We start from the raw sequence: 14,641 nt of genomic DNA on the forward strand, positions 1-14,641 counted from the left end.
TGCTAGATCGAACCGAAACGCAGTATTTTTTCAGAAGCCTCAACATTTCCGCGTGGTTCCATGAGCGACATCGTCAATCTCAGGCAGTTCAAAAAGCAGAAAGCCCGCGCTGAAAAAGAAAAGCAGGCTGACCAGAACCGCGTTCAATTCGGTCGAACGAAGACTGAAAAAGCCTTCGCTCGTACGGAAGCAACGAAAGCCGAACGTTTTCTGGATCGGAACCGTCTGGAAAAGAACGATGAGTCGGACGAGACAAAGTGAACTCGTCTGGGCGATTACGCAAACATTCCGTCAATATTCGGGGACACGCGACCAGCTACACGCTTGAAGACCCATTTTTCGAACTTATTGAGGAGATTGCTGCCGAGCGGGAGTTTTCCGTGGCAGCTCTGATCGCCGAAATCGACAGCACGCGTGACAGGTCAATCAATCTGTCTTCCGCGCTCAGGCTCCACGTTCTCGACTGGCTTAGGTCCAAAATAACTCAAGGCTGAGGTGCTGGTAGCGCAGGCGTCGGTTCCAAACTTTTCAGGAATTCATTCAGGGATTGACCGTCCTCTGGCGATGCCAGGGGATTTTTCGATCCGCCAGCCGGTTCACCTTGGGGTTTCTCTGCCTCAAGCCGTTGGGCTTCCTCAGCGGTTTTCCGAGCCACTTCGCGCGCACTGGCCTCGGCGCGTCGTCTCGCCTCGTCCTCACGCTGCGAACGATCACGTTCCGCTTCATCCGCTTCGAAAAGCCCAAGCTGACGACGAAGACGCTGCTTTTCCATCAGGCTCGCCTGCATGGATTCAACACGCTCCTGTTCCCGTTCGAGCGCACGCTGGGTCAGGAACTGAACGAGCGGTTGCTTGTCGAATGACATCTCGGGCGCGCTGTAGCTTCCACCCAGCGAGAAGGCTACCTGCGGCGAGATGCCAGTATCGGCGCCATCCCCGTTCTGAAATGTCAAAGTACCGTTTCCGCCAATTCCGAGTGTCGACAGATCGAACTGCAGATCGCTGAGAAGCGCAGCATTTCCATCACTCAGATTTGCCGCAGCCATACGTGCGACACCGCCGCTGACGGTAAAGTCAAACCGCGCATTACCGGGCGCAAATGTACCCTGCCCAGTTGCCCTGTCGGCAATGCCGACAAATTGTTTGGAAGCAAGCTTATCGGGACCGGAAGACTGGTCGCCCGTGGCATCGGCTGCCGCGATCATTGCAGGTAATGCTGTCCCATCCAGACCATTGACGGTAAAATTCTCCACGTCAAAACTTGCAGTTCCGGCCAGCGATCCGACCAGCGCCGCAACGCTCTCGCCACTGCCATTCAGATTAACGGCAGCCTTCACCACACCGCCAAGCGGCGCAGTACCACTCGCTAGCTGGTAAAAATCCTTGAGGTTTGCGCCACTCCATTTCAGCTCTGTCGAGAGGATAGCGTTCTTGTCGCTATTGCTCAGAGACACGTTGCCAACGAGATATCCACCAGCCCAATTGCCGGTCAATTCATTCAACTGGAGCCCGTCCATGGTCTTCAGAAGCCGTGCGGAAAAGTCCGTGGCCGTTCCAAATCCGTCCATGTGAGCCTGCGCCACGTTGAGTTTCATGTCCAGCAGCAGCGGCAGTGACGGGCGGACCGCGAATGCTCCGCGTGGCCAGATTGACTTCGCAGTGGGCTTTGCTGGCTCGAATGCATCCTGCCCAAGCATGATCGCTGCAAGACTGGCGACCTCAAGCGTCGCGAGCTTGGCCTCCCCCTTCAACTGCGGCAGACCGCTATCGGCAAAGTTGGCCTCCAGCCGTGCGGAAACATCTTCTCCATCCAGCTTTCCGGCGAGATTGGGGAACCGCAAGATACCCTTTGCAAACTGAAAATCGCTGGCAAGGTCTGCCGAAAGCCCTTCACCAAATCCGGGCAGTGCGAAACCTGCCGTTGCGATGAACGGTTGCAGATCGGCGGACTTCAGTTGGGCCTTGCCACTGGCAGCGATATCCCCTCCGACCAGTGAAATAACACCATCTGCCACAGCCGACCCGTCAGGTGCCGTGAGCTTGAGCAATGTCCGCATGCCTGCGCTCGGCGCACCCTGCATGCTCAGGTCGGCAGTGAGTTCACCGGCAAGTCCAAGCGGCAAGGCGGGCAAGCCGATCAATGCGAGTACCGCCTCGCCTTGTTCCGATATTGCCGTGCCGTTCAATTGCATCTGCAACGGCTCGCTCTCACCCTCGCCGCCGCTCGCTGTGCCCGAAAGGTCCAGCTTCATGCCGCCTGTTTTTCCGGTAACGCTGAATGAAAATTCTCCGACACCGGGAGCGTTTTTGATATTTGCCTCGACAGGCCGGGCACCCTTGCCCTTGGATGCCGTGCCTTTTGCAGGCGCCTTGTCGGCTTGTGGCACGGACGGTGCCACCGCGTTGGCAATGACATTAATTTCGCTATCCTCGAACAACCCCGGAAAATTCGCCGCGCGGATCGAAAGCGCATGAAACAGAGGGAGCTGCGGATAGCGATTGGCCATCAACGAGAGGAAACGCGAAAGGTCACCAGACAGGATCGTCGCATCGAGCGAGCCGGACGGCGTATTCGCAAAAGGCTCATAAGTGCCCGTTGCGGTCAACGTTGTACCTGCTACATCGCCGACCAGCAGCCGGTCGAAATCGAAGCGCCCATCATGCAGCCGAAGCGCTATGTCGACATTGCCGGCTTCCATGTCCTGATAGCGGACGGGCCCTGCCTTGAATGCCAGGTTCAGCGACTGACCGTCGAGAAAACCCAGCCCATCACCACTGGAGAAAAAAGCTGTAAAGGCTTGCAGCGCTTCGCTTTCAACCGCGCTGCCATTGAGGGCCAACGTGATCGCTGGCTGCGCCAACCCCTTCACTTCGCGAACGAACGAGCCTTTGAGTGTCGTCTTCCCCAACGCAATTTCGAGATTATCGATCCGCTGCATTCCGTCGCGAAGATCGACCTGTCCTGAAAAACCCGCGCCTTCGAGCTTGCGCACGGAATCGTCAACGGTTTCGTTGAGCCAGCTTGCCAGACCGGACGGCTGACGTGAGGCAACGAGCATATCGCCCTTGAAGCCAAAATCCTTGCCAACCGAGAGCGTGCCCTTGGCTTCTACCTTGGTTCGTCCCGGAAGATCGGCAGCGAACTGACGAATATTCCAGTTCTTTCCGTCGGGTTCCGCGCTCACTGTGACCGAGCGTATTGTTGTGCCGCCCGCGATGACGGCAGGAAGGCGCAAATCCACATTGCCGGGTATCGTCGGAATGGGCAGTTGCTCGAGAACGCGGCGTGCTATCGTAATACGATCAGCCACCGGCATTGCGGAACCGGATTGTTCTTCGCTGGCGGCTTCATTCGGCCCCCAGAAAAGCTGCTGCCCATCGGCACTGACCTCGAAACGCGGCTTGTCGCCATAATCAATGAATGCCTTGCCATTCACTACATAAGGATTGTCAGCAGGCCCCTGCTCCATCCGGAATTCGCCGGCATCGAAGCGATTGCGATCCGCCTTGAATTTACCGGTTACGCGCACGCCACTGAAGAAGGGCGTTTCCGTCGGCGTTTTCTGATCCTTAGTCGTCTTGGCAACCATATCGGAAGAGCGAAGCGAAAAGTCACCGGCATAGTCGAGCCGACCTTCGGTCACGGTCACATCGCCATCGGTCTCGAAAATAGCCGGGATTGCTTCCGGCGAAATACGTGCGCGAACGCGCAGCGACCCGTCCGGCTTCGCCTCGCCACTCGTGAGGTCGATTGCCAGCTTTTCGCCTTGAAGAACGAGACTTCCGTTTGCCTGCCACGGGCCTGCAAGGCTGTTTGCCGAGATCACGGCATTGAGTTCGGTAGCTGTATGACTACGACCGCTTGCCTGTTCGCGAAGGGTAATTGTTCCGTCACTGACGGAAAGCCGTTCCAGCTTGATTTTCGTCGGATCGAGCGGCGTCGACGGGCGGATTGCCCAATCAACCTTGCCGCTTTTGTCGAGAGAAATTGTAGCCTGCGGACGATCCACACGCATATCGAAAATCAGAAGCTGACCGCGTAGAAACGGCATCAGTTCAGCATCCATCGAAAACGTATCGACGGTCATCACCGGATGAGTTGCATCGGCCCCAACACGCACATCAGAGAACGCGACGGAAGGAAACGGCAAAAGCCGCGCGCTGACGTCACCGGCGACCTTGACGGGGCGCCCCAGAACACGGCTCGCCTCGCGCTCGAAATCGGCACGATAGCCGCTCCAGTCAACAAAAGGCGGCACGACAAGTGCTGCCGTCAACAGCAGCACGAGAAGCCCGCCGACGATGACGAATATGCGGCCCAAGAACCAGCTCCGGTCAAACAGATTGCAAGTTAACGCGAAACAAAGAGTGAATCACGCTGTCTTTATCTGCGCAACATAACGGCATCGATCCGGCGACAACAAGGCAAATTGCATCGCAGCCATATCGATATGCACGCCTGCCTGAATCAAATTCTTGGCAAACCCGTCCAAACGGCTGATTTGAATCACGAAATCAGTATTTTGCCCGGATTCATGATGTTGTCGGGATCAAGCGCTTTCTTGATGGCCCGCATGTAATCCGTGGCTTCACCCAGCTCCATGGCCAGATACTTCATCTTGCCCTGCCCGATGCCATGTTCGCCAGTGCAGGTTCCCTCCATGGCAATGGCGCGCTTGGCCAGCCTATCCATGAAAGCTTCGGCACGCTCCATCTCGCTGGCATCTTCTGTATCGAGAAGCAGGAGAAGGTGGAAATTACCATCCCCCACATGCCCGACAATCGGCGCTATAAGGCCTGTTTCGGCAAGGTCCTTTTCCGTCTCGCCGATGCAATCGGCCAGACGCGAAATCGGCACACAGACATCGGTGGAAACGCCCTTGCAACCGGGTCTCAGCAGAAAGGACGCAAGATAGGCGTCGTGACGCGCCCGCCAGAGCCGGTCACGCTCCTCGGCATCGTGCGTCCACCGGAACTCACCGCCGCCATTGCCAGTAGCAATTTCTCCAAACAATTCCGCCTGTTCGGCCACGCCATTTTCCGTGCCGTGGAACTCGACAAACAGATAGGGCTGCGCCTCGTAAGGCAGTTTGGAGTGGAGGATCAGCGCCTGCATCTGGAGCGTATTCACAAGCTCTATACGCGCAACCGGAATACCCATCTGGATGGTTTCAATCACGGTGCGGCAAGCCGAATCCACATCCGGGAAAGGACAGATACCACCGGAGATCGCCTGCGGTATCCCCTGTAGTTTCAATGTCAGTTCGGTGATGATGCCAAGCGTTCCCTCGGCTCCGACAAGCAGCCTCGTGAGATCGTAACCCGCAGCCGTCTTCTTCACACGCTTGGAAGTCTCGATCAACCGCCCATCGGGCATCACGGCTTTCAGCGCCAGCACATTCTCGCGCATGGTCCCATAACGCACTGCATTCGTACCGGACGCACGGGTGGAAGCCATGCCGCCCAGCGTGGCATTGGCACCCGGATCAATCGGAAAGAACAGTCCCGTATCGCGCAAATATTCATTCAGTTCCCGGCGCGTAATGCCCGGTTCCACCACGCAATCCAGATCTTCCGCGTGCACCGCAATCACCTTGTTCATGCGCGTGAGGTCAAGAGAGACACCACCAGCGGGCGCATTCACCTGGCCTTCGAGCGACGAACCGGCGCCGAAGGCGATAACCGGAACGCGATGTTCAGCGCAGATACGCACCACATCCTGCACCTCCTGCGCAGTCTCCGCAAAGATGACGATGTCTGGCGCCTGTGTCGGCACATAGGTCGTCGTGTGGCCGTGCTGCTCGCGGATAGCCTGACCGGTCTGCGCACGCTCACCGAAACGCTGCTTGAGAATACCCACTGCTGCTGCAATACCGTTCTCATTGCGTGCAAGCGCGACAACATTTTCAAGCGACATCGTTCATTCTCCGAAATTCATATTCAAACAGCAGGCAACGCCAATGCGACCGGGTCTTGCCCGAGGTGTTCGGCGACAGCCCGGATAACCAGATTATGGTCCTCGCGCTGCGGCAGCCCCGATACGATTACGGCGCCGATCACGCCGGCCCCGGAAACGCGGATCGGAAATCCGCCACCCGCGAGCGCGTAATCTTCCACATTCAATGCTTTATGAGGAGCAAACATGCGATCGTCGCGATTCTGTTCCAGAACAAGACGATAGGTCGAAGCATGAAAGCGTCGCACGACATTGAACTTGCGGCGCAACCACTCCTGATTATCCACAGTGCTTCCGGCGGTCGTCGCATAAAATAATTGCCGGTCCCACAGAGAAATTTCGGTAGCAATGCCGAGCTTTTCCTTCACGGCGATATCACGAATGCGAGCGCCCAGCGCAAATGCGCCGTTCTCGTCAAATGACGGAAAAATAAGTGCCTGTTCCTGCCGGATGATCTGCGCAATCGCCTGTTTGCTGTCGTCGCCCTGTGCCATTTTCTGCATTTCCCCGATGAGCCGCACGAAATCTGTGCGTTCCTTGTGCGCCTTCGATCACGTGATTGCAATAAGGGTTGTCCGCCATCAAACTTGATTGATCGAACACAAGCGGCTAGTGGAGCCTTATGGTTCAGAACCCCAATATAGATGTGCCTTTGAAAGGCGATCAAATACCGGAATTTGTCGAAACCGCCGTGTTCAAGCGCGACGTGTTCTCGGAAACCCATGCCGGCTACTTCGTAGGCGATCCCGACACTCGTATCATCCGTCGCGTCGTAAGCGCTGCTCCCTGGTGGTCGAAGCCGCTGGCATGGATATTGGCCCGGCGTGAAATCCGCGGTCTCAAGACGGTACGCGGCATTGAAGGTGTCCCGCAGCTCCTCGCCACCGACAAGGACGGGCTGTATCGATCCTGGACGGAAGGCACACCGCTGCATCTTGCGCGGCCTTCTGATCCGAAATGGTATCGCACCGCGCATCGCATCCTGCGCGACATGCGCCGTCTTGGTGTCACCCACAACGATCTCGCCAAACCGCAAAACTGGCTTATGACGCCTGAAGGTGAAGCTGCAGTCATCGATTTCCAGCTTGCAAGCGTGCATCGTCGTCGTGGCGCCCTCTATCGCCTGATGGCCTATGAAGACTTCCGCCATCTCATCAAGCAGAAGCGCGCTTTCGCAAAAGACATGATGACACCAACAGAAAAGCGCATTCTGGCACGCCGTTCGCTGCCGTCGCGCATCTGGCTGGCGACAGGCAAGAAAGTTTACAACTTCATCACGCGCGGCATTTTCAGCTGGTCGGACGGTGAAGGCACCGGCGACCGGATCGATAATGAAGGACCAGCTATTCAGGCGGCCCTCAAATCCGATCCGCGTGTCACGGATGTAGCTCTTGCGCTTTACTCGCTGCCAGCCAAGGGCGTCGGCATCTACGCATTCGTGGAAACGCTAAGTGCCGACGAAAAAAGCCTGCGCGCAAGGCTCAAGGGCCAGAAGGTTGAACTGATCCAACCGGTTGCCCATCTGCCACGGCGTGCTGACGGGACCATCCGGGACGACATTCTGCGGCTGATCGCGATGAACCAGATGACGGAACTCGACGATCTGTTGCAGCGCGAACCGGAACTGCGTGGACTGGTTGAAGCACTGGCCTCGCATCGCCTGAACTTTACGGATCGTCGCGTCACTCAATTAGAGTAGTCGAATATTTTAACCCTTTCGCTGGTCTTTCAGCCACGAATCATTACATTCGGGTCAAATGTCTGACTTTCCCGACGATATGCCGTTTTTCGGCGATGACGACGCTCCGGCAGGCCGCACGCCTGCTCCCGGTGGCATTGCCGCACGTGCCATGGCAGCACGCAACCAGCAGCGTGGCGAACCCGATTACCTGAAAGGGCTGAACCCGGAACAGCGCCAGGCTGTTCTGACGACAGAGGGTCCTGTTCTGGTACTTGCCGGTGCGGGCACGGGAAAAACGCGCGTTCTGACAACGCGTATCGCACATATTCTGACCACCGGCCTTGCCTATCCAAGCCAGATCCTCGCCGTGACTTTCACGAACAAGGCCGCGCGCGAAATGAAAGAGCGCATCGGTCATCTGGTTGGTGGCGCGGTCGAAGGCATGCCATGGCTTGGCACGTTCCACTCGATCGGTGTCAAGCTTTTGCGCCGCCATGCGGAACTTGCAAATCTGACATCGGATTTCACGATCCTCGATACCGATGACGTGATCCGCCTCATCAAACAGCTCATTCAGGCTGAAGGGCTTGATGACAAGCGCTGGCCCGCCCGCACTTTCGCCAACATGATCGATGGCTGGAAGAACAAGGGATTCGGGCCCTCCGATATTCCCGAAGGCGATGCGCGCTCGTTCGGCAACGGTCGCGGACGCGAGCTTTATCAGGCCTATCAGGAGCGCCTGCGCACATTGAACGCCTGCGATTTCGGCGATCTTCTGCTGCATCCGATCCGTATCTTCCGCAATCATCCGGATATCCTGCGCGAATATCACGCGAAGTTCCGCTACATTCTGGTGGACGAATATCAGGACACGAATACCGCACAATATTTGTGGCTGCGTCTGCTGGCGCAAAGACCTAAATCGCGGATGACCGTGCCAACGCCAGCCGAAAACTCACCCGTACAGACTGCTCGGGCGTCCGAAGGACCCCGCGGAGCCGATGAGCGCAGCGAATTCGGCGTGAGCGGAGATAAAGTCAATCTGTGTTGCGTCGGCGACGACGACCAGTCGATTTACGGCTGGCGCGGAGCGGAAGTGGACAATATTCTTCGCTTCGAAAAGGATTTTCCGGGCGCAGTCGTCATCAAGCTTGAGCGCAACTATCGCTCCACGGCACATATCCTCGGCGCAGCCGCCCACCTGATTGCGCATAATGAGGGCCGCCTTGGCAAAACGCTGTTTACCGAAGCCCCCAATCCTGACGATCCGAAGGTAAAAGTTCACGCAGCGTGGGATTCGGAAGAGGAAGCCCGTGCTGTCGGCGAAGCCATAGAGCAGGCCCAGCGTCAGGGGCACCTCCTCAACAACATGGCGATCCTCGTCCGTGCTTCCTTCCAGATGCGTGAGTTCGAAGACCGTTTTGTCACGCTCGGCCTCAACTATCGCGTCATCGGCGGCCCGCGCTTCTACGAGCGGCTCGAAATCCGTGATGCGATGGCCTATCTGCGCGTCGTCGCGCAACCGGCCGACGATCTGGCACTGGAACGCATCATCAACACGCCTAAGCGTGGTCTGGGCGAAGCCGCGATCCGTCAAATCCACGATTATGCCCGCGCACGCGATATTTCCATGTTCTCGGCGGCCTGCGATCTCATTGAAACCGAGGAATTGAAGCCGAAGCCACGCTCGGCACTGCGCGAAGTGGTCGAAAACTTCTTGCGCTGGCAGTCCCTGATCGACAACACGCCGCATACGGAACTGGCCGAAACCATTCTGGATGAATCCGGCTATACGGCCATGTGGCAGAACGATAAATCGGCAGAAGCGCCAGGCCGACTTGAAAACCTCAAGGAACTGATCCGTTCCATGGAGGAATATGAGAGCCTGCGTGGATTCCTAGAGCACGTCGCACTCGTCATGGATGCCGAACAGAACGAGGATCTGGATGCCGTCAACATCATGACGCTGCATTCGGCCAAAGGTCTGGAATTTGAAACTGTTTTCCTTCCCGGCTGGGAAGAAGGCTTGTTTCCGCACCAGCGTGCGCTTGATGAAGGCGGACGTTCCGGCCTTGAGGAAGAGCGCCGCCTCGCCTATGTCGGCGTGACCCGCGCCAAGAAGAACCTGCATATCTGGTTTGTTTCCAACCGACGCATCCACGGCATGTGGCAATCGACCATTCCTTCCCGTTTTCTGGAAGAGTTGCCGGAAGCACATGTGGAAGTGGCCGAGCTGGAAGGCAATTACGGCGGTTATGGCAGCAGCTATGGACAGTCCCGCTTCGACAAGGCCGATCCGTTCCAGAACTCCTATTCGACGCCCGGCTGGCAGCGTGCGCAGCAGAACCGGTCTGATGCCACACGCAACAACTGGGGTTCTCGTTCGGGCAGCAAAGTGGAACGCATCGGCTATGGCGAGACCGATTCCGGCTTTGGTGCCGGGCGCGGCTCCGTAAAGGGACGCACGATTGACGGTGAACTGGTGGCCAAGTCGGTGGCTGACAAGCCATCGACCTTCAAGCTTGGCGACCGCGTGTTCCATATCAAGTTCGGAAATGGCACGATCTCGCTTATCGATGGCAACAAGCTGACCATTGATTTTGACAAGGCCGGACAGAAGCGCGTTCTCGACAGTTTCGTCCAGCCGATCTAGCTTCCATCACAGATGAAGGATCAGGGCAGCCGGACTATTCCGGCTTGCCCTTCGCCCATGTGACATCACCCTTGTAAAGCGGCACGGTTGAAAGCGACGTTTTCGCTGAACCGTCCTGAACCTGCGTCGCATGGGCGAGATAAAGCAGCGTATTGTTTGTCTTGTCGTATATGCGCGTGATGACAAGCTTCTTCCAGATCAAGCTCGTGCGTTCGGAGAAAACCCGTTCTCCACCCTTGCCAAGCTCGATATTTCCAATGGTGATCGGCCCTGTCTGCTCGCATGAGATGGACGCATTGGACGGGTCCTCGAACCAGTTGCCTTTCTGCAGCCGGTCGATCATGCCGCGCGAAAACGACGCCAGATGACAGGTTACGCCCTGCACTTTCGGGTCCTGCACCGCATCGATGACGATATCGTTTCCAAGCCAGTCGACGCCAACCTTGCCAACTTCTTCCGCCGGCGCCGCCGAAGCGGCAACGACCAGCATGGGAGCAAGCAACAACCCGGCAAAACGCTTCAGTCCGACCATATCTTCCAGCCTCCAGAACTGTTGTGATGCGAAGGTGGGTGAACAATTGCGGCTTTGCAAGGGCTGGAACTCAACCGCTCCATTTCTCAAGAAAAGCTTCGATTTCGAGCGTCTGAATGTCCGGCACTGCTTCATAGAGCTTTTCCACCGGCCAGTTCCACCATTCGAGCTCAAGCAGCCGTTCTATGATGGCATTGTCGAAGCGTTTGCGGATGAAACGGGCAGGAACACCACCGACCACATGATAGGGTGGCACATCCTTTGTTACGACCGCATTCGCACCAATCACTGCCCCATGACCGATCCGAACGCCCGGCGTGATGACCGCACCATGACCAATCCATACATCGTTGCCGATGACCACGCGCTGCGCCTGACGCCTTGCCCGGAACTCTCCATCAACGCCCAGATAGCGAAAATATTCATTCGGCCGATAGCTGATTTTATGAGTCGTCAGCCGCTCCATCGGGTGTTCGAGAGCGTTGATGCGAACATTCGCGGCAATAGAACAGAACTTGCCGATCTCGGCATAAATCCCCTCACCGTTTCGCTCGAAATAGGTGAAGTCACCGACCGTGACTTCACGAAGAATCACGCGTTCGCCAATATCGGCATATCGCCCCAGCTTGACGGATTTCAGTTGGGCCGTGGAATGAATGCGGGGTTCGCTGTTCTGGAAACGCAGATCATTCGACGATGTCATTGCAAATTCACCTCAAACTTCCCCGCAGCACATTCAGTTCTGGAACGAAGCGTCTAAGCCGCTTCCTGCGCACTATCTTCCTCGCCGGAAAGATAATCCTTGATAACATTCGGCAGAACATCGTCAAACTTCGCAATGAGGGTCTGGTGAATTTTGGTACGGAACGCGGGATCGAAGCGCTCAAACCCCTGCACACAGCCGAAGGGTGCTGATCCTGTTTCGATTGCTTGCAGTTCTTCCGCCCAACGCTTCTCCTGGACGAAATCCAGATAAGCCAGTTCTCTCACCGGGCGAACGGAGGCTTTGTGCCGCAAGATTTCCAGATGATTGGCGAGAGCAACCGTATTGAACTGTTCGATATCGCGATATCGGAAACTGACCTGCTTATTCAGAACGTCAGGCTTCTCCGCGAAGAAAGTCGCCAGCGTGCTGCGCCGCAAGGGGTGCGGGTGATGGTGGATCGACATGAAGCGATCCTTCATGCCAGCGGCAACGGCGCCTTTCCATTGCGCCATGCGGAACTTCGGAAACGTATATTCGTACCGCGATATCTTGCCGAGCAATCGGCGCAGCTTGTACTTCCAGCGGGTATTTTCAGGCCGCACCCAGTCACCATGGAGAACAGGGCGTTCGTTCTCATAAAGATCGGAAATTGTCAGCGGAGCATTCACAAAGAAATCGTCGTTGGAGTAGATGAAATGTTCCGACAGGCCCGGTATCCGCCACATCGCGCCTTCGATAGCACGGGCGTTGAACGAAGGACGGGCAGCGGGCAGACCTCTAAAAATGTCATCATGGGACACGATCTGGATAAAGGACGCATCGCACTTGCCCTCCTGCTTGAACGCATCGAGGAACCGTGGCTTCTGATGATCGGTGATGATGAAAATACGCTTGATGAACGGCGCGAATTTGATAACGGAAGCGATATTGTAATAAATCTCGCCATTATCGAGATAACGTTCGCTGGTTACAGCTTCAAAATGCGTGCGAGCGGAATCGGGAGAGAATTGTTTTCTGGCAGCCATATGCGCCGGATCCTGCCCATCGACCCAAGCGATTATATAATCGATTTCCACTATGGCACTCACAAGAAATTGCAGCTTTATGACGGAAATATATCAGTTTAGCTAACCTTGCAAAAAGAAAGAGTGGAGAGGCTGTTCAACTTTGGTCATGCGGGAACGGCTCTGGCCCCATAGGCTATGAGGAGCCAATTCCACTACGCGACAAATCGTCAAAAGTTTCAGAAATTATTGAAAATTGAACAAATGGCCGTACATTACCGCCACGCTCTTCATGATGGCAGGATGCGGCTATATCGACCGTTCTGCAGTGCATAAAGAAAAGATAAGTTGTCGAGCAGCGCAGTAAAGGCGCGTTCGGAAATTCAAGGCTGACTGGACATGAAAAAATTCCTGCCCATCTTCATCATCGCCTTCGTCGTCGTCATAGTTGGCGCTGCAGGTCTCAACCTTTTCCGCGATAAGGAAGCAGCGAAAGAACCTTTCGGCGGTCCGCTTAACCTAGTGACGATGGACGGCACGCCTTTCACCGAGAAGGACCTGCGCGCAGCACCGGCAGCCATCTTCTTCGGTTTCACCCATTGCCCGGACGTTTGCCCTACGACGCTTTATGAACTGGATGGCTGGCTGAAGCAGCTTGGACCCGAAGCCAGTGATATCAAGGCTTACTTCATCACTGTCGATCCGGAGCGCGATACTCAGGAAGTCATGAAGACCTATGTGAGCAATGTTTCAGACCGCATCATCGGCGTCACCGGCACGCCGGAGAATATTGCTGATGTAGTCAAATCCTACCACGTCTACGCCAAGAAGGTTCCGGGCGAAGACGGCGAATATACGATGGATCACACGGCATCGGTATTTCTGCTCGACAAGGGCGGTCGTTTCCGCAGCACCATCGCCTATCAGGAAAACCCGGATACGGCTCTGGAAAAGTTGAAGAATCTGGCCAAAGGCGCTGCAAAGAGCTAAATAGAATCTACGAAGCATTTACATCGGAAATGCGTCAGAGCCTGAATCAAAAAGCGGCATATGTGTGCGAAAATGGTGATTTTCGAGTACCGGAGCGCAATGTACTTCTGAGCATGGTCCCGAAAAGTTGCAGACTTTTCGGATAAGACGATGCACCAGAGAAAGCTACATGAGCACCGGAACGCAGACAAATTGCCATTTGCAGCCACACAGGGCGGCTTTTGGAACAGGCTCTCAAAGATAGAGAGCTTTTTACTTTATGGCCCAATCACGACTTTTCTTTTCGGCGGATAAAGCGGCAGCCGAGCGCGTCTACAATATTCTCGAACAATCTTTCGAGGAAGACGGCTTCCCAATCGCTATCACCGAGATCGACGAAGACCGGCAGATTTTCGAAGTGTCGGTCTATGTCGAGGACGACGCCGAAGATGTCGCCAAGCGGATCGATGCCTTGGTAGGGCCAGGTCTTTTCGCCGTCGAAGAACTGCCCGACATCGACTGGGTCACACATTCGCTGGAAGGTCTGAAGCCTGTCAGAGCCGGACATTTCTTTGTCCATGGCTCGCACGACCGCGACAAGATCGAAGCAGGCGACATCCCTATCGAAATCGATGCTGGTCTTGCCTTCGGCACTGGTCACCATGGAACGACCGCAGGATGCCTTGAACTGATCGAGGAAACGGTCAATAGCGAACACCCGACCAATGCGCTCGACCTTGGCACCGGAAGCGCTGTTCTTGCCATCGCCATCGCCAAGCTGGCTCCCATTCCGGTACTGGCTACCGACATCGACCCTATCGCCGTTACTGTCGCCGCTGAAAATGCCGCCAAGAACGGCGTGGCAGAACATATCGTTACGGCAACGGCAGAAGGCTTCGGCCACCCGATCTTCCGTTCCTATTCGCCATTCGACCTGATCGTCGCCAATATTCTTGCCAATCCGCTTATCGAGCTCGCGCCTTCCCTCAAGGAACATATGGCATCCGGCGGTTCCATCATTCTGTCCGGAATACTTGATAGCCAGCATGATGCGGTGCTCGCTGCCTATCAGGCGCAGGGACTCACCCACCAGAAGACGCTGCATCGCGAAGGCTGGGTGGCGATCCACCTGAAATAAAGC

General features: G+C 56.0%; 12 protein-coding genes. 6 read left to right on the forward strand and 6 right to left on the reverse strand.

Features of this window, described 5'->3' with window-relative positions:
- Positions 1-60: 60 nt before the first annotated feature.
- Together F9K94_RS04375 and F9K94_RS04380 are read left to right on the forward strand one after the other, a co-directional pair.
- Positions 61-261, forward strand: coding sequence for a DUF4169 family protein (locus tag F9K94_RS04375; RefSeq protein WP_151643845.1), 201 nt, complete (start codon positions 61-63; stop codon positions 259-261).
- The gene (locus F9K94_RS04380) at positions 258-494 is read left to right on the forward strand and encodes a ribbon-helix-helix domain-containing protein (protein WP_151643847.1); all 237 of its coding nucleotides are present in this window, start codon (positions 258-260) and stop codon (positions 492-494) included. Before F9K94_RS04375 ends, F9K94_RS04380 begins: the two co-directional genes overlap by 4 nt.
- On the opposite strand, the gene F9K94_RS04385 is transcribed toward F9K94_RS04380, so the two are convergent.
- From F9K94_RS04385 to F9K94_RS04395, 3 genes are all read right to left on the reverse strand, one after another.
- Positions 485-4,321: an AsmA family protein gene (locus tag F9K94_RS04385; RefSeq protein ID WP_151643849.1), complete on the reverse strand. Its 3,837-nt coding sequence runs from the start codon at positions 4,319-4,321 to the stop codon at positions 485-487. The two genes, F9K94_RS04380 and F9K94_RS04385, sit on opposite strands and share 10 nt — an antisense overlap.
- Positions 4,322-4,506: 185 nt before the next feature.
- Positions 4,507-5,916 carry an FAD-binding oxidoreductase gene (locus tag F9K94_RS04390; RefSeq protein ID WP_151643851.1) on the reverse strand — a complete coding sequence of 470 codons (1,410 nt, stop codon included), beginning with the start codon at positions 5,914-5,916 and terminating at the stop codon, positions 4,507-4,509.
- Positions 5,917-5,939: 23 nt separating this feature from the next.
- The gene (locus F9K94_RS04395) at positions 5,940-6,449 is read right to left on the reverse strand and encodes a heme-degrading domain-containing protein (RefSeq protein ID WP_104755955.1); all 510 of its coding nucleotides are present in this window, start codon (positions 6,447-6,449) and stop codon (positions 5,940-5,942) included.
- 128 nt (positions 6,450-6,577) lie between these two features.
- Between F9K94_RS04395 and F9K94_RS04400 the strand changes: the two genes are divergently transcribed.
- Both F9K94_RS04400 and F9K94_RS04405 read left to right on the forward strand, forming a co-directional pair.
- A complete protein-coding gene (locus F9K94_RS04400) occupies positions 6,578-7,654 on the forward strand; it encodes a serine/threonine protein kinase (RefSeq protein WP_151643853.1) in 1,077 nt (358 codons plus the stop codon).
- Positions 7,655-7,712: 58 nt separating this feature from the next.
- The gene (locus F9K94_RS04405; protein WP_151643855.1) at positions 7,713-10,289 is read left to right on the forward strand and encodes an ATP-dependent helicase; all 2,577 of its coding nucleotides are present in this window, start codon (positions 7,713-7,715) and stop codon (positions 10,287-10,289) included.
- A gap of 34 nt (positions 10,290-10,323) precedes the next feature.
- On the opposite strand, the gene F9K94_RS04410 is transcribed toward F9K94_RS04405, so the two are convergent.
- The 3 genes from F9K94_RS04410 to F9K94_RS04420 all read right to left on the reverse strand — a co-directional run bounded on the left by F9K94_RS04410 (position 10,324) and on the right by F9K94_RS04420 (position 12,552).
- Positions 10,324-10,821 carry a CreA family protein gene (locus F9K94_RS04410; RefSeq protein WP_151643857.1) on the reverse strand — a complete coding sequence of 166 codons (498 nt, stop codon included), beginning with the start codon at positions 10,819-10,821 and terminating at the stop codon, positions 10,324-10,326.
- 70 nt (positions 10,822-10,891) lie between these two features.
- Positions 10,892-11,524: a DapH/DapD/GlmU-related protein gene (locus F9K94_RS04415; protein WP_151643859.1), complete on the reverse strand. Its 633-nt coding sequence runs from the start codon at positions 11,522-11,524 to the stop codon at positions 10,892-10,894.
- Positions 11,525-11,577: 53 nt separating this feature from the next.
- Positions 11,578-12,552 (reverse strand): hypothetical protein, encoded by a 975-nt coding sequence (locus tag F9K94_RS04420; protein WP_192799435.1) that lies wholly within the window; start codon positions 12,550-12,552, stop codon positions 11,578-11,580.
- A gap of 378 nt (positions 12,553-12,930) precedes the next feature.
- Here F9K94_RS04420 and F9K94_RS04425 point away from each other — a divergent pair, with 378 nt between their 5' ends.
- Both F9K94_RS04425 and F9K94_RS04435 read left to right on the forward strand, forming a co-directional pair.
- Positions 12,931-13,521 (forward strand): SCO family protein, encoded by a 591-nt coding sequence (locus tag F9K94_RS04425; RefSeq protein ID WP_061346020.1) that lies wholly within the window; start codon positions 12,931-12,933, stop codon positions 13,519-13,521.
- A gap of 259 nt (positions 13,522-13,780) precedes the next feature.
- Complete coding sequence (locus F9K94_RS04435) at positions 13,781-14,638, forward strand: 50S ribosomal protein L11 methyltransferase (protein ID WP_061346019.1); 858 nt, start codon at positions 13,781-13,783, stop codon at positions 14,636-14,638.
- Positions 14,639-14,641: the final 3 nt, after the last annotated feature.

The sequence above is a fragment of the Brucella tritici genome (genome assembly GCF_008932285.1).
In the GTDB taxonomy this organism is placed as follows: domain Bacteria; phylum Pseudomonadota; class Alphaproteobacteria; order Rhizobiales; family Rhizobiaceae; genus Brucella; species Brucella tritici.